Source organism: Mesorhizobium sp. P3_B5, from assembly GCF_056402815.1.
In genome coordinates this window covers 279,623-303,748 of the sequence record NZ_JBFUGR010000003.1, presented here as the reverse complement: position 1 = coordinate 303,748, position 24,126 = coordinate 279,623, and the positions used below count along the sequence as shown (strand labels likewise).

Genomic DNA, 24,126 nt, shown 5'->3' with positions numbered 1-24,126 from the left:
CTTTTTGTTTTGCCACAACGATTTTAGACCGCCAGCACCACCTTGCCGATCGGTCTGGTGGCAAGAAAAGCATGGGCGTCGCCGGCCTCTTCAAGCGGAAAGCTCCTGGCCACGTGAATGGCAAGCTTTTTCGCATCGATCAGTTTGCCAAGCTCCACAAGGCCCTCACGATCGGGCACGACGGACATCCGCTCGACGCGGATGTTGCGTGCGCTGGCCTCTGCCTTGGTGGCGTCGCTGACATTGAGCAGCGATACCAGTACGCCACCGTCCCTGAGCACTTTCAGTGAGCGCTGCGCATGGTCGCCGCCAATTGGCTCCAGGACCAAATCAATGTCGCGGGCGCTATCGGTGAAATCGCCCTCGGTGTAGTCGATCACCTCGTCGGCGCCGAGCGCGCGAACGAAATCGAGCTTTTCCGGGCTGGCGGTGGCGATGACGTAAGCGCCGTGCGCCTTGGCGATCTGTACCGCCAGGTGTCCAACGCCACCGGCGGCGGCATGGATCAGCACACGCTGGCCGTGCTTCAACCCACCATGGCGGACAAGGCCTTGCCAGGCTGTCAGCCCGGCCAGCGGCAATGCGGCGGCATGGATGTGATCGATGCCTGCGGGCTTCAGCGCGATTTCATCGGCGGGCGTGACGGCGAGTTCAGCATAGGCTGCTGCCTGTCTGGGAAAATGCGGCATGCCGAACACGGCGTCGCCGACCTTGAGGCCCGTCACCTCCGCGCCGAGCGCCTCGACGGTTCCCGAAATATCCCAGCCGAGGATGAAGGGCGGTTCGCCGAGCAGCGGATAATAGCCGCCGCGTACCGCACCATCGACCGGATTGATGCCGGCGCCCTTGACGCGGACAAGCACTTCGCCGTGTTTTGGCGTCGGGTTGGGTCGATCGGCAATGACGAGGACGTCGGGTCCGCCGACGGAGTTCTGGATAACGGCACGCATGGGAGTCTCTCCTGCTTGGTTGATGCCGCTATCATTTGGATAGTAATATTCCCTTGTCTAGTATGTACCTTTTCTATATATAGGCACCTCATGGATAGTGATGATGATTGCGGCTTCGGCTATGACGCCTTCCAGCGGACGTGTCCTTCGCACGCCGTGCTCGAGATGTTGGCCAGCAAGTGGGTCTATCTGACGGTTTGCGCGCTGCGTCGTGGCCGGATGCGCAATGGCGAACTGGCGCGCAAGCTAGAAGGCATTACGCCAAAGATGCTGACGCAGACACTGCGCATCCTCGAACGCGACGGTCTGGTGCGGCGCGAAATCTTTCCGGTGATCCCGCCGCGGGTCGAATATGAATTGACCGAACTCGGCCAGAACCTGGCGGGGCTGCTCAATCAGATAAGATCCTGGTCGGAGCAGCATGTGCCCGACATCAAGGAGGCCCGTGCGCGGGCGACAGTGGGTCACGAAGAGGATTTGTTGACCCGGGCCTGAGGCCGGCGGCCTATCGGATCGTGCTCAAAGTGCCGGATTCACGCCGTCTGGCTTGCGCGTTGCGCTGGACGAGCGGCGGCGCCACGCCCCGATTGCCCGGGTGGATTGGGTCTGGGGCTCTGTTTTCAACCGATCATGGCGCTGCGGCCGCCCAATTCGGCGTCGCGTATCTTGGTGTCGCGCGATTCCAGCATCTCCGCCTTGGAAAGCTCCGCTTCAGCTTCGCCGAGTAGTGATTCGGCAGCGCTTCGCTGTTGGGCGAGGTCGCTTTGTGAATTTCTGAGGTTGTCGCGGCGCAAGCGCGCTGCCTTGGCGAAGGTCGGATAGGCAAAATGATTGATGTCGGTGATGCCGGCCTTCTTTTCTTCGGCGGTGATCTGGAGCTCCAGTTCCACAGCCATGCGCTCGAACTCGGCGATCATCATGTCGAGCTGCAGCAGCTGCCGCCGCTTCTCGTTCACCTGAAACTGCTTCAGCCGAACGAGGTTTTCACGTGACTTCATGATTCGGTACTCCCAGAAACGCACACCTGCACATATCGTCCAACCCACCCGGCAAGGGCCTGGTGCCACCCGTTTCCACCGGCATTCCCGGAGTTATGGGAAACAAACTCCTAAAGTTTTTTGCCGGCGGTAACCATTCGTTTACGGGCATTGTTAATCATACGGCTCAGGACTTAAGGCCGGGTAAAAATTCCGGCTCTCTGTACGGAAGCTGGCCAGCGAGTCCCTGGAGTCACTTAGTCCGGCTTATTAATGTGTTGCATTAGCGGTTTGGTTTTGTGATTCGTTATTGGATTCAACAGGGTGTAGAAAGGGGTTAAAAAATCTGGTACCGTCCTCGATGCGGAATTAGGTTTTGTTAACCATTCGATGGCACCTTCTGGTCAGGCAATCACTGCTCCGGTCCCGGACGGGTCGTGAAATGGTCCGGCAGCAGAAAAGGGGAATGAAATGCGCGTTCTGCTGATAGAAGATGACAGTGCAACCGCACAAAGCATCGAGTTGATGCTGAAATCGGAAAGCTTCAACGTCTATACGACCGATCTCGGCGAAGAGGGTGTCGATCTCGGAAAACTCTACGACTACGACATCATCCTTCTCGATCTCAATCTCCCCGACATGTCGGGTTATGAAGTTTTGAGAACACTTCGCCTTTCCAAGGTGAAGACACCGATTCTCATCCTCTCCGGCATGGCCGGTATCGAGGACAAGGTGCGCGGTCTCGGCTTCGGCGCCGACGATTACATGACCAAGCCATTCCACAAGGACGAGCTGGTGGCGCGTATCCACGCCATCGTGCGGCGTTCCAAGGGCCATGCCCAGTCGGTCATCACCACTGGCGACCTGGTGGTCAATCTCGACGCCAAGACCGTCGAAGTCGGCGGCCAGCGCGTGCATCTGACCGGCAAGGAATACCAGATGCTGGAGCTGCTCTCGCTGCGCAAGGGCACCACCCTGACGAAAGAGATGTTCCTCAACCACCTCTATGGCGGTATGGACGAACCGGAATTGAAGATCATCGACGTCTTCATCTGCAAACTGCGCAAGAAGCTCGATGCCGCTTCCGGCGGCCAGAACTACATCGAGACGGTCTGGGGCCGCGGCTATGTGCTGCGCGAACCGGAAGACATTCGCGTCAGCGCCTGAGCGAAAACGCCCGTCCGATTGATTTTCCCACAAAAAACCCGACCTAGGTCGGGTTTTTTGCATTTATGGCTGGATGACAGCGATTATCGAGCGAATCAGGCGGCGATTTTCAAGGTGCGGAAACGCTCGAGCAGTTGCGGCCGGTTGAATGGCTTCAGCAGATAGCCCTGGGCGCCGGCACGCTTTGCCCGCATGATCGAGGCGACGTCGACCTCGACCAGTGAAATCAGGATCTGCGGCTTTATCGAGCTCTCCATGGCGCGCACCCGGCGGATGAGATCCACTGCCTGCATATCCGGCAAGGCGCCGTCGACGACGATAACATCCGGCATGTCGGCAGCGCACATCTCGACGGCATCAAGCCCGGTGGCTGCTTCGATCACCACCATGTCGGAACCACCAAGGATGCGTTTTGCAACCTTCCTGATGACGCTTGAATCGTCGACGAACATGCAGCGTTTCATTTCCGGGTCCTCTTTGCCATGTGGCGAACCGGCGGCATCCGGGCATCTGTGAGACACCATAGATCAATCTGGTAAAGAAGCTGAAAAGCCGTTAGGTAAAGTTTTTGCAAACATGGCCTTTGCGCACCGTTTTCGCCGCGAATTCGACGCGGCCAGGCTGGCGGCGCTTGTTTGCCCTGAATTGCCTTGCCGTGAATTGCAAACTACGTCGCAAATATTGGCGGACGCAAATACTTGATCTGTTCTTGCCGGTCAGATCGAGATTTTCAGGCCGCTGAGAGCACGATTTCTTCCGCGGTCGCGTGGATCGATATCGTCATGTTGGCCTCACGCGCCAGAAGCAGCGTGTAGTAGGGCTGGACCGAATGGGCGTCGATCGGCTCCTCGGGCTTGTTGCCGGAATGCAGTTCGAGGAATTTCGGCGGCACGCGCAGCATCGGGCCACTTGCCGCAAGCGCAAAGCGCGGCTCGGTGTCGAGATTTTCGAGCGTGACCACAAGCTTGCCGCCGCGCGGAATGGCGGCGTTGGCAACGAGAATGAGGTTGAGCAGCAGCTTCACCTTGTTTTTGGGCAGCAGCGCGCGAGGCCCGTTCCAGGTCAGTTCCGGCTTTTCGTTCTTCAGGAAAGCAATGGCGACAGCCTCGGCGTCGCCGGTGTCGATCATCATCCCGGCTGAACCTGCGGCGCCGAAAGCGATGCGGGCAAATTGCAGGCGGGCCGAAGCGTTTCTGGCGCTCTGGCGGATCAGCTTCATGGCGTCTTCGTCAGCGCCGCCTTCGTCGAGCAGTTCAAGACCATTGTTTATGGCGCCGACCGGCGAAATGATGTCGTGGCAGACCCTGCTGCACAACAAGGCTGCGAGATCGGGGGCGGAAAGGGTGAAAAGCTCGGCCATCGGCGAAAATCCCTGCTAAAAATCTGCGTCCCTACGGTCGGGCGGTCAACCGTCGCGCCTGTCTACACGAATCACGCTCGCTCCCAAGCTTTCTGAATACACAGCGCCTGTGCGTGCAGCAACAAACCCAAAATTGTCGTTAGCGAAATGACGTGTTCACGCAGGCTGGGAACCTGCGCGGACGGCTCGAAACCAGCCTTCGAACCGCCATCTTCATGTGAGAGGTTAATGGTTGAAAAAGAATTACGGCATAGTTTGCCCGTAACAGTCATCCTTAACGGCCGCCAAAGAGCCGCACGGATGAGAGGCGTCGGCGAAAGTGCTCCATGACGGAGATTGGAAGCATGTTTTCCCGATTCTACGACCGGACCTTTGTCCGTGTCCTCTCAATGACGATTGCCTTGATGGGGCTCCTCGTCTTTTCAACCTCGGCTTTGCGGGCCCAGGAATACACCGCTCAGGAGATCGTCGATTCCGGTCACAAGTTCTTCGGTGCGACGTCGGGCGGGCTCGCCACCGTCGTCGAGAAGATTTTTGCCTCCTACGGTCTGCCCAATGGCTATCTGCTGGGCGAAGAGGGCTCCGGCGCGCTGATCGGCGGCCTGACCTACGGCGAAGGCACGCTCTACACCAAGAATGCCGGCGACCACAAAGTGTTCTGGCAAGGTCCGTCGCTGGGCTGGGATTTCGGCGGCGAGGGATCGCGCGTCATGATGCTGGTCTATAATCTCGACGATGTGAACAGTCTCTACAATCGTTTCGGCGGCGTTGCCGGCTCCGCCTATGTCGTGGCGGGCGTCGGTTTCAACGTGCTGCAGAACAACCGGGTTCTGCTGGTGCCGATCCGTACAGGCGTCGGTGCGCGGCTCGGCGTCAATCTCGGCTATCTCAAGCTTACCCAGAAGCCGACCTGGAATCCCTTCTGACCGGGGTGTGACTGCGTCATTTCGACCGGATCGATAGATCCTCACCCCAATGTTGCTGCGGCATACCCTTGCCGCAGCACTGGATTTGCGTCATGCGAAGATGGCAAAGTCCAGCTTTGGCGGTTCTCTGCCATCCATAACGGATAGTCACCTTGGTTCAGTCGATCCTGTTCTTCGCTCTCGGCTTTCTCTGCGCCGGCTTTCTGGCGCTGATGGTTGCCCCGGCCATATGGCGGCGTGCCGTGGCGCTGACGCGCAAACGCGTCGAGGCATCGGTGCCGATGACGCTGGCCGAGATCCAGGCCGATAAGGATCGCGTCCGGGCCGAATACGCGATGTCGACGCGCCGGCTCGAAATAAACGTCAAGACGTTGCGGGAGAAAGCGGCCGAACAGCTGGTCGAGATCAGTCGCGGGCACGAGGCGCTCAAGGGTCTGGCGGTCGAGCGGAAGGACAAGACGCAGGCGCTTTCCGAACTGCAGGCCAAGGGCGAAGAGCTTCGGCAGCGCGAGGAGCAGTCGCAGCGCCTGTCGGACCGCCTCGTGCAAACCGAGCGCATGTTGGAAAAGCGCGCGCTCGAACTCGAAAAGCTGGAGCAAATGTATGACGACGCCAGCTTCTCCTCCAGCAACCGCCAGATCGAACTGGTGGCGCGCGAATCCGAACTGGAAAAGCTGGCCAATGATATCTCGGTGCTGCGGGGGCAGCGAAAGGAGGCGGACAGGCGCAATCAGGAGATCGCTGCCGAAGGCAAGGTCACTCGCGATGCCTTGAAAGCCGAGAAGAAGAGAACCGCTGAACTCGACAAGAAGCTCGAGCGTCTGCTGGCCACGCTCGCGGATCGCGAGGACAAGCTCGACCGCCGCGAAAAGGAGCTCGCGCGGCTTCGCGAAAGATCGAAGGGCGAGGCTGTGGGGAATGCCCCAGCGGTGCGCCTCGTCGCAGGAGAGGACGTCGGCGCCAAAAGTACCGATGTCGACAAGGCGATCGCCAAGCTCGATAGCGACCGGGAGCGGCTCGAGGCCAGGCTGACGGTGCTGGCGCGCGAGAACAAGAGATTGAAGGCGGATCTCGGCGCACTGGAAACATCGAAATCCGGCGATGGCGGCGATGTGCGTGGCGCCAGTGCTGCATTGCGTGAACAGATGAACGATCTGGCGGCGGAGGTCGTCAATCTGACGGCGAAACTCGAGGGACCGGATTCGCCGATAGCCAAGGCACTTTCAGCACCTCAGGACGTGCGGTCCGGGGCCACCAGTCTCGCCGACCGCGTGCGAGCGCTGCAAAAAGCCGCTTCGGCGAATTGAGATCAGAAAACCAGCTGACCTACGCCTTCCTGGCTGAAAAATGATGCAGCGCGATGGCTGAGGCAGCGGCGACGTTCAGGCTGTCGAAACCTTGCGCCATGTCGATCCGCGCCGTTTGCAGGCGGGCGAGCAGGCTTTCCGGCAGGCCTTCGCCCTCCGTGCCGAGATAGAGCGCCAATCGTTCCGTTCTTCTCGCATCGCGAATGTCGGTCAGCCCGCGTGGCGACAGGGCCAACTGGCTGAAGCCCAGCCGGTCGAGCCTGGCGGTGAAGCCGGCGGTGTCGTCAAAGGATGCAAAGGGAATTTTCAGCGCCGCGCCGACGGAGACGCGGATCGCCTTGCGGTAGAGCGGATCGCAGCAGGTTGCGTCGAGAAGCACGGCATCGGCGCCAAAGGCCGCGGCGTTGCGGAAGATCGAACCCATATTGTCGTGATTGGCGATGCCGACCAGCACGACGACCAGGGCGCTGGCGGGCAAGCTGTCCAGCAAGGCCTCGGCAGGTTGCGGGGTGCCTTTGCTGCCGATCGCCAAGATGCCGCGGTGCATGTGAAAGCCGGCGATCCTGTCCATGACCTCGTTGGCGGCGACGTAAACCGGAAGGTCCACTGGTGCCTTGCGCAAGACCTCATCGAGGCCGGCCAGGCGGTTCTCGAGAACCAGAACCGACTCAGTGGCAAAGCGCCGGGCCGAGAGCAGCACGTCCAGCACAACCTTGCCTTCGGCAACGAAGCGGCCGTGCCGGCCGGTAAGGTCACGTTCGCGGATATCGAGATAGGCGGCAACGCGCGGGTCTTGCGGGTCGTCGATCGGGATGGGAACCATGCATTCCTCGCGGGCGACAATTCGTCAGCGAGGTAAGGGACGAACGGTCCTGCCGGTCAAGTCCCGGCGCGGCGCAGGCGATAAGCCATCTGGGACAGATCACCTTCGCCAAAAATGCCATCCAGCATGGCGAGGAGGTCGCGCACAGCTGCGGACTTGCAGGAATAGTAGATCATCTGCCGGTCGCGGCGGGTCTCGACAAGGTCGAGCGCCCGCAGCTTGGCCAGATGCTGCGACAGGGCGGATTGGCTGAGCATGACTTTCTCGGCGATGGCGCCGACCGACATTTCACCGTCGGACAGATAGCTCATGATCAGCAGCCGTTTCTCGTTGCCCATCAGGGTGAGAAACGTAGCCGCCGCTTCGGCGTTGGCAATTAGCTTAGTCGAGACCATTGATGCCCCATGTTTTCCAGCTCATCCGAACGCTATGGGGGCAATAGCGTCTGGTGCCAAATTCAACTGCGGATGCACGCTGGTGAATCAGCGCCATATTGAATCGTAGAACATTTCCTCCAAATCTCAAGACTTGCTTTTGATTCATGGCGATAAACTGCCTATTTTGTGCATAGCCGGCTGCCGTCCAGTCTTGGCCATGTCGACCAGAACCGGCCGCAAGTCGCGCGCCGCCTTCAATGGTTCAGGGAAAAAGACCCGGCAAATCGTGTCTCCCAACGCCAGATCCATGCCTTCGGCATCGAAACCGGTAACGATCCAGCCCTTGCCCTTGGCCTTGGCAAAGTGGTGCGCGTAGACGGCGATTGCCTCGAGATGGTCGGCATTCATGTGATCGAGGGCGGGTTGTTCGCTCGCGGCAAGCTCTTCGGCGATCGATCCGCTGGTGATCAGATCGGAGCGATCGAGCAGATAGGCCTTGCCGAAACCGCCATTGAGGCTGGCGCGCTCCGGTTCTAGGCGGAAGATCGAGAAGTCGCCCAGCCCGGCATAGAGCTTGGCCTTGGGATTGCGGTTGAGATAGCGCCGTTCGGCGCGGGCATGCTCGCTCGATCCGCGCTCCAGCCGCAGCGCCCGGCAGACCAGCGTCAAGCGCGGGTGTGCCAAGGGATCGCCCTTGCCAGGCTCGCCGACAAGCAGGGAGCAGCGTGGGTCGGCGAGAATCGCTCCAGTGTGGGCAGACAGCATCGACACCAGGATCAGCGGCGCGCCGTCGATATCGCTGGCGATGCCGACCCTTGAGGCCAGTGGCGAACCGGTGCCGGGCTCGATCACCGCCAGCGCGCCGAAACGCGCGCTGCGGGTCAGCGTCCTGGCCAGCCTGATCGCTTCAGCGTCGGTCTCGCGAATGACATTCTTGTTCCGGTCAACCAAAGTGCTCACCGCTTAAGCTGTTCTTCTTCTCCAGTTGTCGGTCCACCAGGCCGGATTTGACAAGGGCTTCGGTCTCGCTTTTCGAAATGCCGAAGCGCGCCAGCACGGACGCCGGCTGACGATCATCTTCGGTCGGCGCAGCGGCCAACGTCGATTGCGAGCCGGAGAAGCGCGGCGTCGGGGCAGGGCGTTCAAGCGCCCCCGTTCTCACGAAGGCGTTGCGCGCCCGATTGTGCGGATGATCGCTCGCTTCGCGCAGCGACAGCACCGGGGCAACGCAGGCGTCGGTCTCGGCAAACAGGCCAGCCCAGTCGTCGCGCGCCTTCTGCCTGACCCGATCGGCGATAGCAGTGCGCATGTCCGGCCACGATGATTTGTCGTATTGGTTGCGGACAAAATCCGCGTCGAGCGGCAGCAATCTTGCGAATTCGGCGAAGAAGCGGGGCTCGAGGCAGCCGACAGCGATGTGCCGTCCATCCGCCGTTGTGTAGGTATCGTAGAACGGCGCCCCGGAATCGAGCAGGTTGGCGCCGCGCGTGTCGTTCCACAGGCCAGCTGCCATCAAGGCGTGCACAGGTGTTGCCAGCATGGAAGCGCCCTCGACCATCGCCGCATCGATCACCTGGCCCTCGCCGGAGCGCGAGCGCTGGAATAGGGCAGCGAGAACGCCGGCAATCAGCATCATGGCGCCGCCGCCATAGTCGGCGACGAGGTTGAGCGGCGGGACTGGCCGGCCGCCCTCCTGGCCGATGGCGTGCAGCGCCCCGGAATAGGCGAGATAGGTGATGTCATGGCCGGCACGGCCGGCGAGCGGTCCGTCCTGGCCGAAGCCGGTCATGCGGCCGTAGATCAGCGCCGGATTGCGCGCCAGCGCGATATCAGGCCCGAGACCAAGCCGCTCCATGACACCAGGACGAAAACCTTCGACCAGAATGTCGGTCTTTTGCGCAAGGCGCAGCACCAGTTCGGCGCCTTCCCCGCGCTTCAGGTCGATGCGCAGGATGGATCGGCCGTGACAATCGAGGTTGTAGTCATCGGACAGTGGCAGCATCGGCCGGTCCGAACCGGTCCGCTCGATGCGCAGCACTTCGGCTCCCATCTCCGACAGCATCAGGCCGGCCAATGGCACTGGTCCGAGCCCGGCCATCTCGATCACGGTCAGACCGGCGAGCGGGCCGGTCTTCGCCGAGGGGGCGGCACTCACGGCCGGGGCGCCCGGCTACTTCGGCGCCATGCGGATGGCGCCGTCGAGCCGGATGGTCTCGCCATTCAGCATCTGGTTCTCGACGATATGCAGCGCGAGCGCGGCATATTCGGAAGGTTCGCCCAAGCGGGACGGGAAGGGCACCGCAGCGCCCAGCGAATCCTGCACGTCCTGCGGCATGCCGGCCATCATCGGCGTCTTGAAGATTCCCGGTGCGATGGTGCAGACGCGAATGCCCGAACGGGCGAGGTCGCGGGCCACCGGCAGAGTCATGCCGACGACGCCGCCCTTTGAGGCGGCGTAAGCGGCCTGGCCGATCTGCCCGTCATAGGCGGCAACCGACGCCGTGTTGACGATGACGCCGCGCTCACCGCCCTGCAGGGGATCGAGCTTGGCGGCACGATCGGCAACAAGGCGGATCATGTTGAAGGTGCCGATGAGGTTGATCTCGATGACCTTGCGGTACTGGTCGAGCGGGTGAGGACCATCCTTGCCGATGGTTTTCACGCCGATGGCGATGCCGGCACAATTGACCAGGATACGCGCTGCGCCGAGCCGTTTTTCCACCTCCGCGACAGACGCAGCGCCGCTGTCGGCGCTGCTCACATCGCATTGGACGGCGATGCCGCCAATGTCGCCCGCCACCTTCTGAGCCCGCTCGATGCCGATATCGAATATGGCAACGCGGGCACCTTTGTCGGCCAGCGCTCGGGCCGTCGCCTCGCCGAGGCCGGAGCCGCCACCGGTGACGATCGCAATCTGGCCATTCGGGTTCATGCCGGCGTCCTCCAAGGTGTGAGGATCATGCTACGAAGCCCGGTGCGCAGGCGCAACCGGCAGCATCAATCTTCGATTGAAGCAGGGTCAATAGAAACTCGATTGACGCGGGGGTCAGGCGATGACCGCGACCTGCGCGGCAATCCTGGCAAGGTCGGCATGGCAGACCTCGCCCGAAAGCCGCGCCACGGCGCCAGGCACGATCTCATGCGCCAGCAGCCGGTCGAGATCGACCGGACGCGGCATCGAGATCTGTCCGCGCGGGATTCTCCTAAAGCCAAGCGGACCATAGTATGGCTCATCGCCGACGAGCATCACGGCCGGCACACCGGCCTTGGCCGCGGCCTCGAGCGCGATCGCCACCAGCCGGCGGCCGATGCCGAGATTCTTGAAGGCGGGCCGCACGGCAAGCGGCCCAAGCATCAGCGCGCGGCCGGCGCCGGCGGCAATACGAGTCATGCGGACCGAAGCGACGACGATGTCACCATCGACGGCGACAAAGGACAGCGAGCGCTCGTGGCCGCCGGCCTCGCGGATCTTGTAGGCGGCCAGCACGAAACGGCCCGGCCCGAAGGCTTCTTCGTTGATGGCTTCGATTTCGGGGTCGTGCGCCGGAGTTTCCGGCAGGTATTTCACGTCGGCAAGGCTCATGGTCTTTGCGTTCCGGTCTACGAGGAAAAGGTTTGCTGCAAGCGGCAGCGTTCGCCAGTCAGCGCATCAAGCGCGGGCGCCCTTTCGTCGTCGGTCAAACCGGATCATGGCAAAGTCGAACATGCGGATTTTCCGCTAGCATCAATTTTTGACCTTCGCAATCGACGCTTTTCATCGGCCATCGCTGGAGAGTGACGGTCTGTTCAACATCGTGCCACTTCGGCATGGCGTCTTTGCGCCTACATCAGCGCAAAGACGAAAGGATATTTGCATGGGATTGCTGGTCGAAGGCAGATGGCAGGATCGCTGGTACGACACCAAGGACAGCGGCGGCAAGTTCGTACGGACGCAGGCGCAGTGGCGTGACTGGATCACCCGCGACGGTGCGCCGGCCGAGGGACGCAGCCGTGGCTTCAAGGCCGAGCCCGGCCGCTATCACCTCTATGTCTCGCTGGCCTGTCCCTGGGCGCACCGGACGCTGATCTTTCGCGCCCTGAAAAAGCTCGAGGGCATCATCTCCGTCTCGGTCGTGCATCACTTCATGGGTGCGAATGGCTGGACGTTCCTGGCCGAGGACGGCGCCACCGGCGACACGCTCTACGGCCTCGACTTCCTGCATCAGATCTACACCAGGGCCGATCCCGCCTATTCCGGCCGGGTGACGGTGCCGGTGCTGTGGGACAAGAAGCTGCAGACCATCGTCTCCAACGAATCCTCCGAGATCATCCGGATGCTGAATTCGGCCTTTGACGCCTGGGGCGATGCCAACGTCGACTTTTACCCGCCGGCGTTGCGCGGCGAGATCGACAAGATCAATGCGCTGATCTATCCCGCCATCAACAACGGCGTCTATCGTGCCGGCTTCGCCACCACGCAAGCGGCCTATGAAGAAGCCTTTGGCGAGCTATTCGCGGCGCTCGACACGCTGGAGGACAGGCTGTCGGAACAGCGCTACCTCACCGGCGACCGCATCACCGAAGCCGACTGGCGGCTGTTCACCACGCTGGTGCGTTTCGATCCGGTCTATGTCGGTCATTTCAAATGCAATCTGCGCCGCATCGCCGACTATCCGAACCTGTCGAACTATCTGCGCGATCTCTACCAGGTGCCCGGCGTCGCCGGCACGGTGAACCTGCATCACATCAAGGCGCATTATTACGGCAGTCACGAGACGATCAACCCGACGCGGATCGTGCCGGTCGGTCCGGAGCTGGACTATGCCGCGCCGCACGATCGCGCGCGGTTCAGGAAGGCGGCGTGAAACCCGCAGACTAGGTGAAAGTCTCGCTGCTGATACGAGCCTGCCTGGCAAGTTCCGCCTTCAAGTAAGCCTTGCCAATGCTGCTTGAGTAGCCAGCGGCATTAATGCCGAAGGCGACAAGTCCGGCCAACAACAAGACAAAAATCCAGGCAAAGGGTGGAAGGGTACTACCCGGAAAGGCGCCACCCGCAACCGCAAGACCCATAAGTAAAAAGGACAGCAGGCACGAGACCAGAGTCGAATAAAGTGTTATTTTCCAATACTCTGGCCGATTGAAAAGCCGAAGGTTCTTGCGGATGAATTTGTAGGAGGCAAACGATGTCGATCCAAACGATATGCCAAAACCGACTGCCTTGCCGAGGCTGTCCCCCACTGAGGGGAACAGAAGCGCAATGATGATAAACACAACGGTCAAGCCTATCATCATCAGGGTATAAGATCCGACATAAGGCCAGACGTTTACTGATTTTACTTGCCCGCTATCCATGGCAGTGCCCTCCACATTTCTAGCAGGAGTAATCTGAAATATTGCAAGCAAATCAAGTCTACCAGTAAGGCGACACCGGGTTTCCCCCAAAAACCTCGGCGATCCGCCGCAGCGTTGCCGGCGTCGTGTCTTGCGGCAATCGGTCTAGGGGAAAGAAACCAGCTTCGGCGATCTCGTGGTCCGGCAATTTCGGCGCTGTCTGAGTGAAGTTTTCGATCAGGTAGAAGCCGACATGGTCGCGGTTGCTGGAGCGACGGTTGAAATGCATCGATTTCAGCAGCGGCGGAGCGGTCAAGGCGATGTTGCCCTCTTCGGCAAGTTCGCGTGTCAGCGCCTCGACCAGCGTCTCGCCAACCTCGACGCCGCCTCCCGGAAGCTGCCAGCCCGGAACATAGGTGTGGTGAATGAGAAAGACCGAGTTGGAGGTGCGGTCGTGGATCAGGCCGCGCACGCCGAGCGTCATCGGTCGCCGCAGCACGAAATAAAGGTGGAACAGCCTTGCCCTGAAGCCCGGCCAGCCGGTCTGGCGGAAGGCGGCTTCCGTGTCGGTCGCCATCACCAGCCAAACCGTGGCTGGAAAGGAAACCGGGAGTGGAAAGCGGGGGGCGCGTCGCTTATGAAGGAGGAATGTTCAGGCTCGCGCATATTTCCGATGTCCATCTGGGGCCGCTTCCCGATGTAACCTATCGCGATCTCGCCTCCAAGCGCGTGGTCGGCTACGTCAACTGGCAGCGCAACCGCCGCCGCCATATGCACGACGCCGTCATCGACACGATCGTCGCCGACCTTAAGGCGAGCGCACCCGACCATCTCGCGATCACCGGCGATCTGGTCAACCTGGCGCTCGACGGCGAGATCGAGATGGCCAAGCACTGGCTGGAGACGTTGGGCTCTCCGCACGATGTGTCGGTCGTTCCGGGCAACCACGACGCTTATGTGCCGGGCGCCTTCGACAAGACCTGCCGTTCCTGGGCGGCGTGGATGAGCGGCGACGGTGTCAATGCGCCGGTCGACCGCAACGCTTTTCCCTATCTGCGCGTGCGCGGCAATGTCGCGCTGATCGGCGTCTCGACAGCACGCGCCACGGCGCCGTTCATGGCCAACGGCTTCTTCATGGAGGGACAGGCGGAGAGGCTCGGCAAGCTGCTCGACGCAACGGCCAGGCAAGGTCTTTTCCGGGTGATCATGATCCACCATCCGCCTGTGCGCGGCGCCGTTTCGCAACACAAGCGGCTGTTCGGCATCGCCCGCTTCAACAAGACCGTTCACCGGCACGGGGCCGAACTGGTGCTGCACGGCCATTCGCATCTGCCATCGCTGTTCTTCATCGGCGGTCGCGGCGTCAAGATTCCGGCGGTCGGCGTCGCTGCCGCGGGACAAGCGCCAGGCGGCAAGCAGCCGGCAGCACAATACAATCTGATTGATATCGATGGTGAAAAAGGCAGCTGGCGGATCAAGCTGACGCGACGCGGCCTGACCGGGCCGGCAATGCCGCCATCCGATTTGCAGACGCTGGAACTCGGCGCGGATGCCGAGGCATCGTTGGTTAAAAGCTGATTTTCATCGCCATGAGGCGATCCCAGAACAGCGCGGCCGAGACGGCCAACCCGACAAGCGCGCCGGCGGTGATCAAGCCGAGGCCGGACAGGAAGGTCGTCCACCCGTTGCCGCGCTTGGCGGAGTGCAGCGGCGGCTCGGCTTCCGCCACGGCATTGCGCCTCACGCCGGCGTGCTCGACCCCGCCTTCCATCATTCGCTGGCGCTCGACGACGCGCTCGGCGACATAGCGCGTCACCTGATCGGCAACCGGTTTCATATCGGTGGATTCGGCAAGCACGACACGGCCGATGCGCGTATCCCTGAGGAAGCGATAGGTGCGGCGATCGCGCCCCATGGCGACATGGCTGACGGCGTCGATCCAAAGGCGCGGCTGCAGGCCGGACGAGACGGCGAAGTCGAAATTGTCCATATCGGCCGGCACATCGGCGAAGACAGGGGCGAGTTCGGCGGCAAGCAAATCGAGGCGCATGCGATGCGCCTCGCGCATGTCGACCACGACATCGTCGCGGTCGGCGAAGGCGTTCTTCACGTCGCGAATGGCGTCGGACAGCTTTCGCGACTGGTCGATGGGTGTCACGTTCTCGCCTGCGTCCTTCATGGGCATGGCCTCGCGGGTATGGTTAACAGCGAGTTAACACAGCCGCCGGCAAAATGCACTGGCGAGTTGGCAGCGGGGCTCAACTCGCAGCTGCATCGAGCCTTGGACGAGGGCGCCTGCCGCGGCGGTTCATGTTGCGGCGGACGGCCTCGGCGATCAGGCCTGGCGCTTCCTCGACCAGCATATGGCCGGCTTCCAGCACATGGTGCAGGTGAAAATGCACCGGCAAGTCATCGGCCTGGGTGAAAGGCAGCACCGGGTCATCCGTTCCCCAAACCAGCATCACCGGCATATCAAGCGTGTCGAGCTGTTCGCGCGGGATGACGCCCTGTCGATCATCCCTGGTCATGGCGGCTGCCATCTCGACAAGTTTCTGCAACTGCCCAGGGCGCCGGCGCATCCCACCGAAGACATCAATCAGATGTTCCTGCGGCAGGCTTTGCGGCCCGGACATGGCGGCAAGGCAAGCGCGAATTTCACGCCTGTCGGCAGCCGCGGCGTAGCGGCGCAACAGCGGTCCATTGATCTCCGTGCCAAATCCACCCGGCGCAAGGAGCGTCAGCGAGGCTATCCTTTCGGGCTCGATCAACGCCATCAGCGTCGCCACCGCCCCGCCCATCGAATGGCCGACGAGATGCACTCTTTCTGTTTTGCGCGCGGTAAGATCTGCCAGAACCGCCCGGGCGGCCGTCTTGGCAGGACCGCTGCCGGGAAAATCGAGGGACAGTCCGTGGCCGGGAAGATCATAAGCCAGCGTCCGAATACCGGGCGACAGTGCCGAGGTCACCTCGCGCCAGACATCATGGCACCCGCCGAAGCCGTGCAAGAAGACGATCGTCTTCTGGCCGGCGCCCCGTTCGGCAGCGTAGAGGGATGAGATCATGAAGTTTATGGGTTGTCGCGGGACCAGGCAGGCACGAAATTCCAGATTGTGGCTGGATTGCTCCTAGTCCAGATCGATGGCCAGTAAAATTTTCGCGATGTTAGAAAAGCTTAGCTGGCATTGCCGAGCCCGGCGGCGCGCAGCGCCTCGACCAGCCGGTCGGTCAGGTCGGCGGGATATTTCCTGTCGACGAAAGTCGCGCGCGGATTGGCGGCGAATTTGGGAAATTTGGCGACCAGTTCATCCACCAGTTTGCTCGCCAGCTGATCGCGGCCGGCGGCTTTGGCGCCGATCAGGCGCGCTGCTAGATAATGCGATTTCGTCGCCGTCGTCCGCAATGCCTCGCTGGCCAGCGCGGCCTTGTTCATATCGCCGACCATGAACTCGCCGACAAACAGCCCAAAATCCCACCATGTCGGGTGGCCGCTGGAGATGTCGACGGCGTGGGCAAGGATCGGTGTTCCCTCGGCGTATTTGCCGGCGAAAATCAGTCCATAGCCGTAAGCCGCGGCCATGCCGAGGTCGTAGGGGTTGAGGTCGTAGGCCTTGTGCATCCAGCGGATCGATTCTTCCGAATTGCCGAGGCGCGAATAGAGGTAGCCATAGGCGCGGTGCGCATAGGGGCTCATCGGTCCCATCTGCACGGCGCGGTGGGCGAAAGACATCGCCTGTTCCACTGTCGCGCCGGACGGATAGGCGTAGTGATCGGTGACTGCCTCAAGATGCAGGGATGCGAGTTCCGAATAGACCAGCGACGACTTCGCATCCCGGTTGGCCAGGTTTTCGAGGCAGCGATAGGCAGCCTCATGGGTTTTGGCGCTCTGGTCGAGATAGTATTTGTCGTTGAGCACCAGGCATTCGGTGAGACCGGTCTCAATGCCGCTCTGCTCGATATAGGCGTAGATCGTACCGGAGGCAGGAATGGTCGAACTCAAGATGTTGGCGATGCTGTCCTCGACGGCGGCAGGGGCGCTGTTGGCGGCTGTCAAATTGCGGGACAGCAATACGCGACCGGTGGCAACGCTCTGAAGTTCGAGCGTGACATCGCCCGCCGCTGGCCCCGGCGAAATCTCGAACACGAAGCTGGTGGCGTCGGTGACAGGGTCTGGCGTGCCGTCGGCGTCGCGCCCGATGAAGTCGATGGTGTCGAAACCGGCAAGGCCGGCGCGCAGCGATGCAGCCACACGGGCAGCTTCGGCGCCGTTGTCCTTCACGGCGATATAGACCAGGGGCAAGGTCTCCACCGGAGGCGATGCGATGCTGCCGGTGGCCACCGCGGTCTCGACCGCCGAGCCTGCGTCACCGTTGGCGAGCAGCTCACCGCTGCCCTGGCGAAGGATCAGCACACCCAGCATGGCGATGACCAGAGCCATCGCCACCCAGAAGAACTGGAGATGGCGCGCCAAGGCGGGTCCCGGCTCGGCAACTGCCGACGACATCAATGAAGCAGGATGCGCGCTGCTACCGGGCTCTTCAGGCAATCCGGACAGAGCGGCTGCTACCGCTGCCTGTTCCACTGGCTCTCGCCCGGCCGGCAAGCGAATGGCGTTGAGCTCATAGGATGGAACATAGCCGCCGCGGGGAATGGCGATACGGACCGGCTCGGCAACGCCCTCATTGGCGAAGTACTGCTGCAGAAGCTCGCGCAGCCTGCCCGCCTGCACCCTGACCACGGCATCGGTCGACGAATCGAAATCGTCGTCCTTGCCGAAAACGTCCATGGCAATGGAAAAGCCCTTGAGCCTGTCGGCTTCACCGGCCTGCTCGCGCTCGACCAGATAACGCAACAGTTTCCGCGCGCGTTCGGATCTCCCGAACGTTTCGCTGGCGAGCAATCGCTCCAACGTCTCGCGCACTGCGGGGGCGGCAGGCGTGGCATGCTGCAAGTGTCGATCCTCTCGAAGTCGGCACAGGTTAGGGCGCGATCATATAGAGCCTGCGCCGCTGCACAAGCGTGCGCGTATTATGCGATCGCGTACCCCACCGGATATTTCCCGATGGGTTAACGCATGACCCGGAACCGGGATCAGGTGTCCGGGCCATGCGCAGACTGGAGTTGCCAGACGCGAAAGATCAGCCGGCCTAAAAGCGCGTCGCGTTTGAACGGATTCATGCGACGCGCTTTAAGTTCTTGTCTTCATGCATGTCGTTATCGCAAAACCGCTGCGCACTTTTGCGCGACATGCATTAGCGGCCGACGATGCGGTTGGCTGCCGAAACCACGGCTTCCAGCGAGGCGGCGACGATGTTGGTGTTGATGCCGGCGCCGAACAGCTTGCCGCCGGGATATTCCATCTCGACATAGGAGATGGCGGACGCATTCGAGCCGCGCTGCATCGAGTGCTCGGAATAGTCGAGTACGGACATATCCACGCCGACATGGCGCGATAGCGCATCGACGAAGCCGTCGATCGGGCCGGTGCCGGTGCCGGTGATGGTCACCTCCTTGCCCTTGTCGAGGATCACCGCTTCGACGACACGCCGGCCCTTGGCCGCGGTGTCTGGATAGGTGTGGTGATCGAGGAACTTCAGCCGCGCGCCGGGCTGGTCGACATAGGTTTCGAGAAAGTGCTCGTAGATGCGCTTGGCCGGAACTTCCTTGCCTTCGGCGTCGGTGATCGCCTGGATATGCTGGCTGAATTCGATCTGCAGGTTGCGCGGCAGGTTGAGGCCGTAGTCGGCCTGCAGCACATAGGCGATGCCGCCCTTGCCGGACTGCGAGTTGATGCGGATGATCGCCTCGTAATTGCGGCCGACATCGGCCGGGTCGATCGGCAGATAGGGCACTTCCCAGTGCGGCGTGTTGGCCTTGCGCAGCGCCTTCATGCCCTTGTTGATGGCGTCCTGGTGCGAACCGGAAAAGGCGGTGTAGACGAGCTCGCCGACATAGGGGTGGCGCTCGGGGATCTTCAACTGGTTCGAATATTCGTAGACGTCCTTCATCCGGTTGATATCGGAGCAATCGAGTTCCGGATCGACGCCTTGCGTGTACATGTTGAGCGCCAGCGTGACGATGTCGACATTGCCGGTGCGCTCGCCATTGCCGAACAGCGTGCCTTCGACGCGGTCAGCACCCGCCATCAGGCCGAGTTCGGTGGTGGCGATGCCGGTGCCGCGATCATTGTGTGGATGCAATGAAACCAACAGCTTGTCGCGGTTGTCGAGGTTGCGGCACATCCATTCGATGCGGTCGGCATAGATGTTGGGCGTCGACATCTCGACCGTCGACGGCAGATTGATGATCAGCTTGTTGTCCGCCGTCGGCTTCACGATCTCGGTGACGGCGTTGCAGATTTCGAGTGCGACTTCGAGTTCGGTGCCTGTGAAGCTCTCCGGCGAATATTCGAAGCGAAAGCCGCCGCCGGCCTGGGCCGCCATGTCGGTGATCATCTTGGCGGCGTCGGTGGCGATCCGCTTGATGCCGGCGACGTCCTTGTCGAAGACGACGCGGCGCTGCAATTCGCTGGTCGAATTGTAGAAATGGACGATCGGGTTGGTGGCCCCCTTGAGCGCCTCGAAGGTGCGGGTGATCAACTCGGGCCGACACTGCACCAGCACCTGCAGCGAGACGTCGGCGGGCACATTGCCTTCCTCGATGCACCAGCGGGCGAAATCGAAATCGGTCTGCGAGGCCGAGGGGAAACCGATCTCGATCTCCTTGAAGCCCATGTCGAGCAGCAGCGCGAACATGCGCGCCTTGCGCTCATGGCCCATCGGGTCGATCAGCGCCTGATTGCCGTCGCGCAGGTCGACCGAGCACCAGATCGGCGCTTTGTCGATGATCTTGTTGGGCCAGGTGCGGTCGGTGAGGCCGACGGTTGGATAGGGCTGATATTTGCGGGCGGCGTCCGGCATGCCTCGGGCTGCCTCAGGCATACCCCGGGCTGGCTCTGCCATGCTCCTTGTCGCATCCCCGGCATTTGGACGGATATCTTCTCGTGCGTTCATTGTCGTTTCTCCCGGCGGCTGGCGGGTCCACCTTCAGGCGGATTGGTGCCGAGCTGCGCCTTGTACCAGATTTCATTCGCTGACTATGACTTGCCAAGGAGCGTGCGCGTAAGCGGCGGTTCGACCGCCGGGCGCTCCTTCAGCGAACCCGGCGATCGCCGATAAGGCCGAGAAGAAGCAGGGTCGAAGCAAGCGCGCGCACGGTCTGGCCGGCAATGCCGGTCTGACGGGAAGCGACGGAGGTGTGGCGCGTGTTCATGGCGGTTCTCATACAGGAGCGGCCATGCAGAGGCAAGTGGGCTGCACCGCCGCTTGTCCGGAGTGCTCTTCCCCATGGGCGGCAAATGCGCCAAACTTGGCAGTCGACGGGGCCGTATTGCCTCATTGCCGGAGGGGTCGTCGCCTATGAATTTCGTGTTCTTCTCGCCGCATTTTCCTGCCAACGGCGCCGATTTCTGCGACCGGCTGAAAAAAGCCGGCGCGACTGTGCTCGGCATCGGCGATGCGCCCTTTGACGCGCTCGACGGCAAGCTCAAGGCAGCGCTTTCGGAATATTACCGCATCGCCGACATGGAGGACTACGACCCGGTGTTTCGGGCAATGGGCCATTTCATCCACAAATGGGGCCGCATCGACCGTTTTGAATCGCTCAACGAGCACTGGCTGGAGCTGGAAGCCAACATCCGCACCGACTTCAACATCTATGGCACCAAGCTCGACTTCGTGAAGAATTTGAAGCGCAAGAGCCGCATGCGCGCCTTCTTTCGCAAGAGCGGCGTCGAAACCATCCCGCAGCGCAAATGCTCTGACCGCACCGGGGCCATGACCTTCATCCGCCGCGTCGGCTATCCTGTGGTGGTGAAGCCGGATTCCGGCTCCGGCGCCTCGAACACCTACAAGATTTCCAACGCCAAGGAGCTCGACCAGTTCTTCCGGGACAAGCCCGAAGGCGTAACCTTCGTCATGGAGCAGTTCATCGAGGGGCTGGTGGTGACCTTCGACGGGCTGGTCAATCGCGACGGCGAGGTGGTGCTGGCGGCCAGCCACCGCTATGATCAGAGCATAATGGACGCGGTCAACAACGACCGGCACATGAGCTACACCTGCTTTCCGGAGATCAGCCCGGGGGTCGAGGAAGCGGGCCGCAAAATCCTGAAAGCGTTCGACGTACGCGAGCGCTTCTTCCATATCGAGCTGTTCGAGACCAAGGACAATCGCATCATCGCGCTCGAGGTCAACATGCGCCCGCCCGGCGCCTGGATGACCGACGCCATCAACTACACGTTCGACATCGACGTCTATGCGGCATGGGCCGAGATGGTGGTCAAGGACGCCGCCGGCGGCCCCTACAAAGGCAAATATTTCACCGCCTATGCCAGCCGCAAGCGCCACCTCCACTATTTGCACAGCCATGCGGACGTGCTAGCCGCGCACGGCGACAAGATCGTCCACCATCAGCCAATCGAAGAGGTTTTCAGCCGCGCCATGGGAAATTACGCCTATCAGATGCGCTCGAAGGATCCGAAGGCGCTGCGCCAGGCGGTCGACTACATCCACGCGGAAGAGGCGTGAGCGATGGACATCTCCTATCACAAGGGGCCTAGCCGCAACCTCGGCCGCGACATGGAATACAAGCGCTACGGTCATGCCGGCCGGCCGGTTGTGGTTTTCCCGACCTCGCAGGGGCGATTCTATCAGTTCGAGGATTCCGGGGGGGTCGGCGCGCTTGCCGAGTTCATCGACACCGGCCGCATCCAGCTGTTCACGCTTGACGGCATCGATTCGGAATCCTTCTTCAACAAGCATGTCGACGCCGCCCACCGCATCGCCCGTCATGAGGCCTATTTCCGCTATGTGCGCGAAGAGGCGCTGCCGGAACTTTTGTCCACGGCCGCTGGCGCCAATGGCGGGCGCGAGCTGAGGCCGCTGTTCTCAGGCTGCTCGATGGGCGGCTACCACTCGTCGAACTTCGTCTTCCGCTTTCCCGAACTCGCCAGCGGCGTCATCGCGCTGTCGGGCGTCTATTCGGCTCGCGACTTTTTCGGCAAGGCGCTGGACGGCGACATTTTCTACAACTCGCCGCTCGACTATCTGCCCGGCATCGTCGACCAGAAACTGCTTGCCCGGCTGAAGGCGCTGCGGCTGATCTTCTGCTGCGGGCAGGGCGCCTGGGAAGAGCGAATGCTGGTCGAGACGCATGCGCTGGAACAGATATTGCGCGACAAATCCATACCCGCCTGGGTCGACTATTGGGGTGGCGATGTCGCCCATGACTGGCCGTGGTGGCACAAGCAACTGGTCTATTTCTTCGCCCGCTGGCTGGATGACGATCTGATGCACCGGCTCGACTAAGGTGCATTGATATTCAGGTGATGCCGGGCTGCAAATGGCTGACGATCCGTCGAGGCAAGTGCGGCGGAACGACCGCCCGTCGCCGCCTATTCCTTGACCGCCCTCGCCACCAGTCGCGCCACGCTCGGTCCGACCAGCAGCACGACGAGGAAGCGGGCCGACTGCAGCGCCATGACGAAGGAGATGTCGACGTGTTGCGCGGCTGCGGCAATGATGGCGACGCTGTCCATGCCGCCGGGGCTGGTCGCCAGATAGGCGGTCAGCGGGTCGATGCCGAGCAGGTGGCTGATCATGAAGCCGAGGCCACCGCAGAAGGCGATGAGGATGATGATCGAACCGACGATCTGCGGCAGCGCCCGCGTCGCATGGCGCAGGATCGGTCGGGTGAAGTTCAGCCCGATCGACCAGCCGACCATGGCGTAGCTGACCGCCAGTAGCCATGGCGGCAATTGCATCGTCACCCCAAAACCGAGATGGACGATGGCGCCGAAAATGAACGTGCCGAGGAAGAATGGCGACGGCAGTTTGAGCAGCTTGCCGAGCAGGCCGCCTATGACCGCGACGCCGAGTGTCGCTGCAAAGGCGGCCGGTTCGATCGGCGGAAACCAGACGATTGAGGGGATCTCGATGCCTGAGGTGTCTACCCACATCTTTGCGACAAGGGCTGCCGTCATCGAAACGAAGATGACGCGCAGATATTGCATGAAGGCGACGAGGCGCTGGTCGGCGCCAAAAGCGCCGGCCATCAGCACCATGGCGGTCGCCGCACCGGGCGACGAGCCCCAGACCGCGGTGGTGCCGGGCAGGATGCGCCAGCGGCTGATGAGCCAGCCGAGCAGGCTGGATGCGGCAACGGTTGCCACCACCACGGCCAGGAAAAGCGGCCATTCCCTGTAGAAGACCGAAAAGATGTCGGCCGAGATCGAACTGGCGACAAGGCAGCCGACAACGGCCTGGGCGACGCCGAACAGAGGGCGCGACACCCGCACCGTCGCGCCGTTGGTGCCTGCGAGGATGGCGGCCAGCATCGGGCCGATCAGCAGTGCCGCGGGCAAGGCGGCGAATTCCAGCGCGCCGGCGAACAGGATCGAGAAAAACAGCAGCACCAGCCACTGCCAGACCGGGCGCATGCGCGCCATGCGCTCTATGGTCGGTTGGCCAGGCGAGGAGTCCATGTTTTTGGTCTTAGACCCGCAGGCGAAAAATGCGAGCCCCGAGGCGCTGAAAAATGCGCGTGGTCTTTTGAAGCCGGCAGGCGTCAGCCGGATTTGACGCTGGGCAGGCCGAAGCCGCCGGCGGGATGGGTCTCGACCTGGAATTCGAAGCCGGCAATGATCGGCCGCGCCTTGGCGATCGCCGCCTGCACTTCGGGCAGTTGCAGCGACGCCTTGTGGCTCGCCTGGTCGGTCCACACCTCGGTCACCCAGATCGCATCGGCGTCGGCCGGATCCCGAGCGATGACATAACTCAGGCAGCCGGGCATGGCGCCGGTCGAAGCGAGAAGGACGTCCATGATCGCGTCGCGCTGGCCGCGCGTCGCCCGCATCTTGCCGATCAGTCCGTACAT

At 61.8% G+C, this 24,126-nt stretch carries 26 protein-coding genes; 8 read left to right on the top strand and 18 right to left on the bottom strand.

What is annotated here, in order from left to right:
- Positions 1 to 23 precede the first annotated feature (23 nt).
- Entirely contained in the window at positions 24 to 950 is a 927-nt protein-coding gene (locus AC1DVW_RS11210; protein WP_477323075.1) for an NADP-dependent oxidoreductase, read from the bottom strand.
- Positions 951 to 1,040: 90 nt separating this feature from the next.
- Here AC1DVW_RS11210 and AC1DVW_RS11205 point away from each other — a divergent pair, with 90 nt between their 5' ends.
- Positions 1,041 to 1,445: a winged helix-turn-helix transcriptional regulator gene (locus tag AC1DVW_RS11205; protein ID WP_477245638.1), complete on the top strand. Its 405-nt coding sequence runs from the start codon at positions 1,041 to 1,043 to the stop codon at positions 1,443 to 1,445.
- 125 nt (positions 1,446 to 1,570) lie between these two features.
- Here the strand turns inward: AC1DVW_RS11205 and AC1DVW_RS11200 are convergent, their stop codons facing one another.
- Positions 1,571 to 1,948: a flagellar export protein FliJ gene (locus tag AC1DVW_RS11200; RefSeq protein ID WP_023669945.1), complete on the bottom strand. Its 378-nt coding sequence runs from the start codon at positions 1,946 to 1,948 to the stop codon at positions 1,571 to 1,573.
- Between the two features lie 450 nt (positions 1,949 to 2,398).
- On the opposite strand from AC1DVW_RS11200, the gene ctrA reads away from it, so the two are divergent.
- Positions 2,399 to 3,094: a response regulator transcription factor CtrA gene (gene ctrA / locus AC1DVW_RS11195; RefSeq protein ID WP_006203583.1), complete on the top strand. Its 696-nt coding sequence runs from the start codon at positions 2,399 to 2,401 to the stop codon at positions 3,092 to 3,094.
- A 95-nt stretch (positions 3,095 to 3,189) separates the two neighbouring features.
- Here the strand turns inward: ctrA and AC1DVW_RS11190 are convergent, their stop codons facing one another.
- Positions 3,190 to 3,558: a response regulator gene (locus AC1DVW_RS11190; RefSeq protein WP_477245637.1), complete on the bottom strand. Its 369-nt coding sequence runs from the start codon at positions 3,556 to 3,558 to the stop codon at positions 3,190 to 3,192.
- A gap of 266 nt (positions 3,559 to 3,824) precedes the next feature.
- A complete protein-coding gene (chpT, locus tag AC1DVW_RS11185) occupies positions 3,825 to 4,454 on the bottom strand; it encodes a histidine phosphotransferase ChpT (RefSeq protein WP_477245635.1) in 630 nt (209 codons plus the stop codon).
- Between the two features lie 389 nt (positions 4,455 to 4,843).
- Between chpT and AC1DVW_RS11180 the strand changes: the two genes are divergently transcribed.
- Positions 4,844 to 5,380 (top strand): DUF1134 domain-containing protein, encoded by a 537-nt coding sequence (locus tag AC1DVW_RS11180; protein ID WP_477245908.1) that lies wholly within the window; start codon positions 4,844 to 4,846, stop codon positions 5,378 to 5,380.
- 152 nt (positions 5,381 to 5,532) lie between these two features.
- Positions 5,533 to 6,687, top strand: a complete 1,155-nt coding sequence (locus AC1DVW_RS11175; RefSeq protein WP_477323073.1) for a coiled-coil domain-containing protein — start codon at positions 5,533 to 5,535, stop codon at positions 6,685 to 6,687.
- A 19-nt stretch (positions 6,688 to 6,706) separates the two neighbouring features.
- Here AC1DVW_RS11175 and AC1DVW_RS11170 read toward each other — a convergent pair whose 3' ends face one another.
- The 6 genes from AC1DVW_RS11170 to AC1DVW_RS11145 form a co-directional block, all read right to left on the bottom strand.
- Positions 6,707 to 7,510 carry a TrmH family RNA methyltransferase gene (locus tag AC1DVW_RS11170; RefSeq protein WP_477323072.1) on the bottom strand — a complete coding sequence of 268 codons (804 nt, stop codon included), beginning with the start codon at positions 7,508 to 7,510 and terminating at the stop codon, positions 6,707 to 6,709.
- Between the two features lie 56 nt (positions 7,511 to 7,566).
- A complete protein-coding gene (locus AC1DVW_RS11165) occupies positions 7,567 to 7,905 on the bottom strand; it encodes an ArsR/SmtB family transcription factor (RefSeq protein ID WP_477245629.1) in 339 nt (112 codons plus the stop codon).
- A gap of 144 nt (positions 7,906 to 8,049) precedes the next feature.
- On the bottom strand, positions 8,050 to 8,838 hold the full coding sequence (locus tag AC1DVW_RS11160) for a HugZ family pyridoxamine 5'-phosphate oxidase (protein WP_477323071.1): 789 nt from the start codon (positions 8,836 to 8,838) through the stop codon (positions 8,050 to 8,052).
- The gene (locus AC1DVW_RS11155) at positions 8,831 to 9,985 is read right to left on the bottom strand and encodes a CaiB/BaiF CoA transferase family protein (RefSeq protein ID WP_477323327.1); all 1,155 of its coding nucleotides are present in this window, start codon (positions 9,983 to 9,985) and stop codon (positions 8,831 to 8,833) included. Before AC1DVW_RS11155 ends, AC1DVW_RS11160 begins: the two co-directional genes overlap by 8 nt.
- A 72-nt stretch (positions 9,986 to 10,057) precedes the next feature.
- Positions 10,058 to 10,819: a 3-hydroxyacyl-CoA dehydrogenase gene (locus AC1DVW_RS11150; RefSeq protein WP_477323069.1), complete on the bottom strand. Its 762-nt coding sequence runs from the start codon at positions 10,817 to 10,819 to the stop codon at positions 10,058 to 10,060.
- 114 nt (positions 10,820 to 10,933) lie between these two features.
- The gene (locus AC1DVW_RS11145) at positions 10,934 to 11,470 is read right to left on the bottom strand and encodes a GNAT family N-acetyltransferase (RefSeq protein WP_477245622.1); all 537 of its coding nucleotides are present in this window, start codon (positions 11,468 to 11,470) and stop codon (positions 10,934 to 10,936) included.
- A gap of 271 nt (positions 11,471 to 11,741) precedes the next feature.
- On the opposite strand from AC1DVW_RS11145, the gene AC1DVW_RS11140 reads away from it, so the two are divergent.
- A complete protein-coding gene (locus AC1DVW_RS11140; RefSeq protein WP_477323068.1) occupies positions 11,742 to 12,731 on the top strand; it encodes a glutathione S-transferase family protein in 990 nt (329 codons plus the stop codon).
- A gap of 10 nt (positions 12,732 to 12,741) precedes the next feature.
- Here the strand turns inward: AC1DVW_RS11140 and AC1DVW_RS11135 are convergent, their stop codons facing one another.
- Positions 12,742 to 13,218, bottom strand: a complete 477-nt coding sequence (locus tag AC1DVW_RS11135; RefSeq protein WP_477323067.1) for an ABZJ_00895 family protein — start codon at positions 13,216 to 13,218, stop codon at positions 12,742 to 12,744.
- Positions 13,219 to 13,276: 58 nt separating this feature from the next.
- A complete protein-coding gene (locus AC1DVW_RS11130; protein ID WP_477323066.1) occupies positions 13,277 to 13,774 on the bottom strand; it encodes an NUDIX domain-containing protein in 498 nt (165 codons plus the stop codon).
- A gap of 71 nt (positions 13,775 to 13,845) precedes the next feature.
- Between AC1DVW_RS11130 and AC1DVW_RS11125 the strand changes: the two genes are divergently transcribed.
- Positions 13,846 to 14,775, top strand: coding sequence for a metallophosphoesterase family protein (locus AC1DVW_RS11125; protein ID WP_477323064.1), 930 nt, complete (start codon positions 13,846 to 13,848; stop codon positions 14,773 to 14,775).
- On the opposite strand, the gene AC1DVW_RS11120 is transcribed toward AC1DVW_RS11125, so the two are convergent.
- The 4 genes from AC1DVW_RS11120 to leuA form a co-directional block, all read right to left on the bottom strand.
- Positions 14,765 to 15,376, bottom strand: coding sequence for a hypothetical protein (locus AC1DVW_RS11120; RefSeq protein ID WP_477245612.1), 612 nt, complete (start codon positions 15,374 to 15,376; stop codon positions 14,765 to 14,767). The two genes, AC1DVW_RS11125 and AC1DVW_RS11120, sit on opposite strands and share 11 nt — an antisense overlap.
- Before the next feature lie 79 nt (positions 15,377 to 15,455).
- A complete protein-coding gene (locus AC1DVW_RS11115) occupies positions 15,456 to 16,259 on the bottom strand; it encodes an alpha/beta fold hydrolase (RefSeq protein ID WP_477323063.1) in 804 nt (267 codons plus the stop codon).
- Positions 16,260 to 16,369: 110 nt separating this feature from the next.
- Entirely contained in the window at positions 16,370 to 18,145 is a 1,776-nt protein-coding gene (locus AC1DVW_RS11110) for a tetratricopeptide repeat protein (RefSeq protein WP_477323062.1), read from the bottom strand.
- A gap of 301 nt (positions 18,146 to 18,446) precedes the next feature.
- Entirely contained in the window at positions 18,447 to 20,114 is a 1,668-nt protein-coding gene (leuA, locus tag AC1DVW_RS11105) for a 2-isopropylmalate synthase (RefSeq protein ID WP_477323060.1), read from the bottom strand.
- A 498-nt stretch (positions 20,115 to 20,612) separates the two neighbouring features.
- Here leuA and AC1DVW_RS11100 point away from each other — a divergent pair, with 498 nt between their 5' ends.
- Both AC1DVW_RS11100 and AC1DVW_RS11095 read left to right on the top strand, forming a co-directional pair.
- Positions 20,613 to 21,779: an ATP-grasp domain-containing protein gene (locus tag AC1DVW_RS11100; protein ID WP_477245604.1), complete on the top strand. Its 1,167-nt coding sequence runs from the start codon at positions 20,613 to 20,615 to the stop codon at positions 21,777 to 21,779.
- A gap of 3 nt (positions 21,780 to 21,782) precedes the next feature.
- Complete coding sequence (locus AC1DVW_RS11095) at positions 21,783 to 22,559, top strand: esterase family protein (RefSeq protein WP_477245602.1); 777 nt, start codon at positions 21,783 to 21,785, stop codon at positions 22,557 to 22,559.
- A gap of 86 nt (positions 22,560 to 22,645) precedes the next feature.
- On the opposite strand, the gene AC1DVW_RS11090 is transcribed toward AC1DVW_RS11095, so the two are convergent.
- Both AC1DVW_RS11090 and AC1DVW_RS11085 read right to left on the bottom strand, forming a co-directional pair.
- Entirely contained in the window at positions 22,646 to 23,734 is a 1,089-nt protein-coding gene (locus AC1DVW_RS11090) for an AbrB family transcriptional regulator (protein ID WP_477245600.1), read from the bottom strand.
- Positions 23,735 to 23,817: 83 nt separating this feature from the next.
- On the bottom strand, positions 23,818 to 24,126 hold the full coding sequence (locus tag AC1DVW_RS11085; protein ID WP_477245598.1) for a putative quinol monooxygenase: 309 nt from the start codon (positions 24,124 to 24,126) through the stop codon (positions 23,818 to 23,820).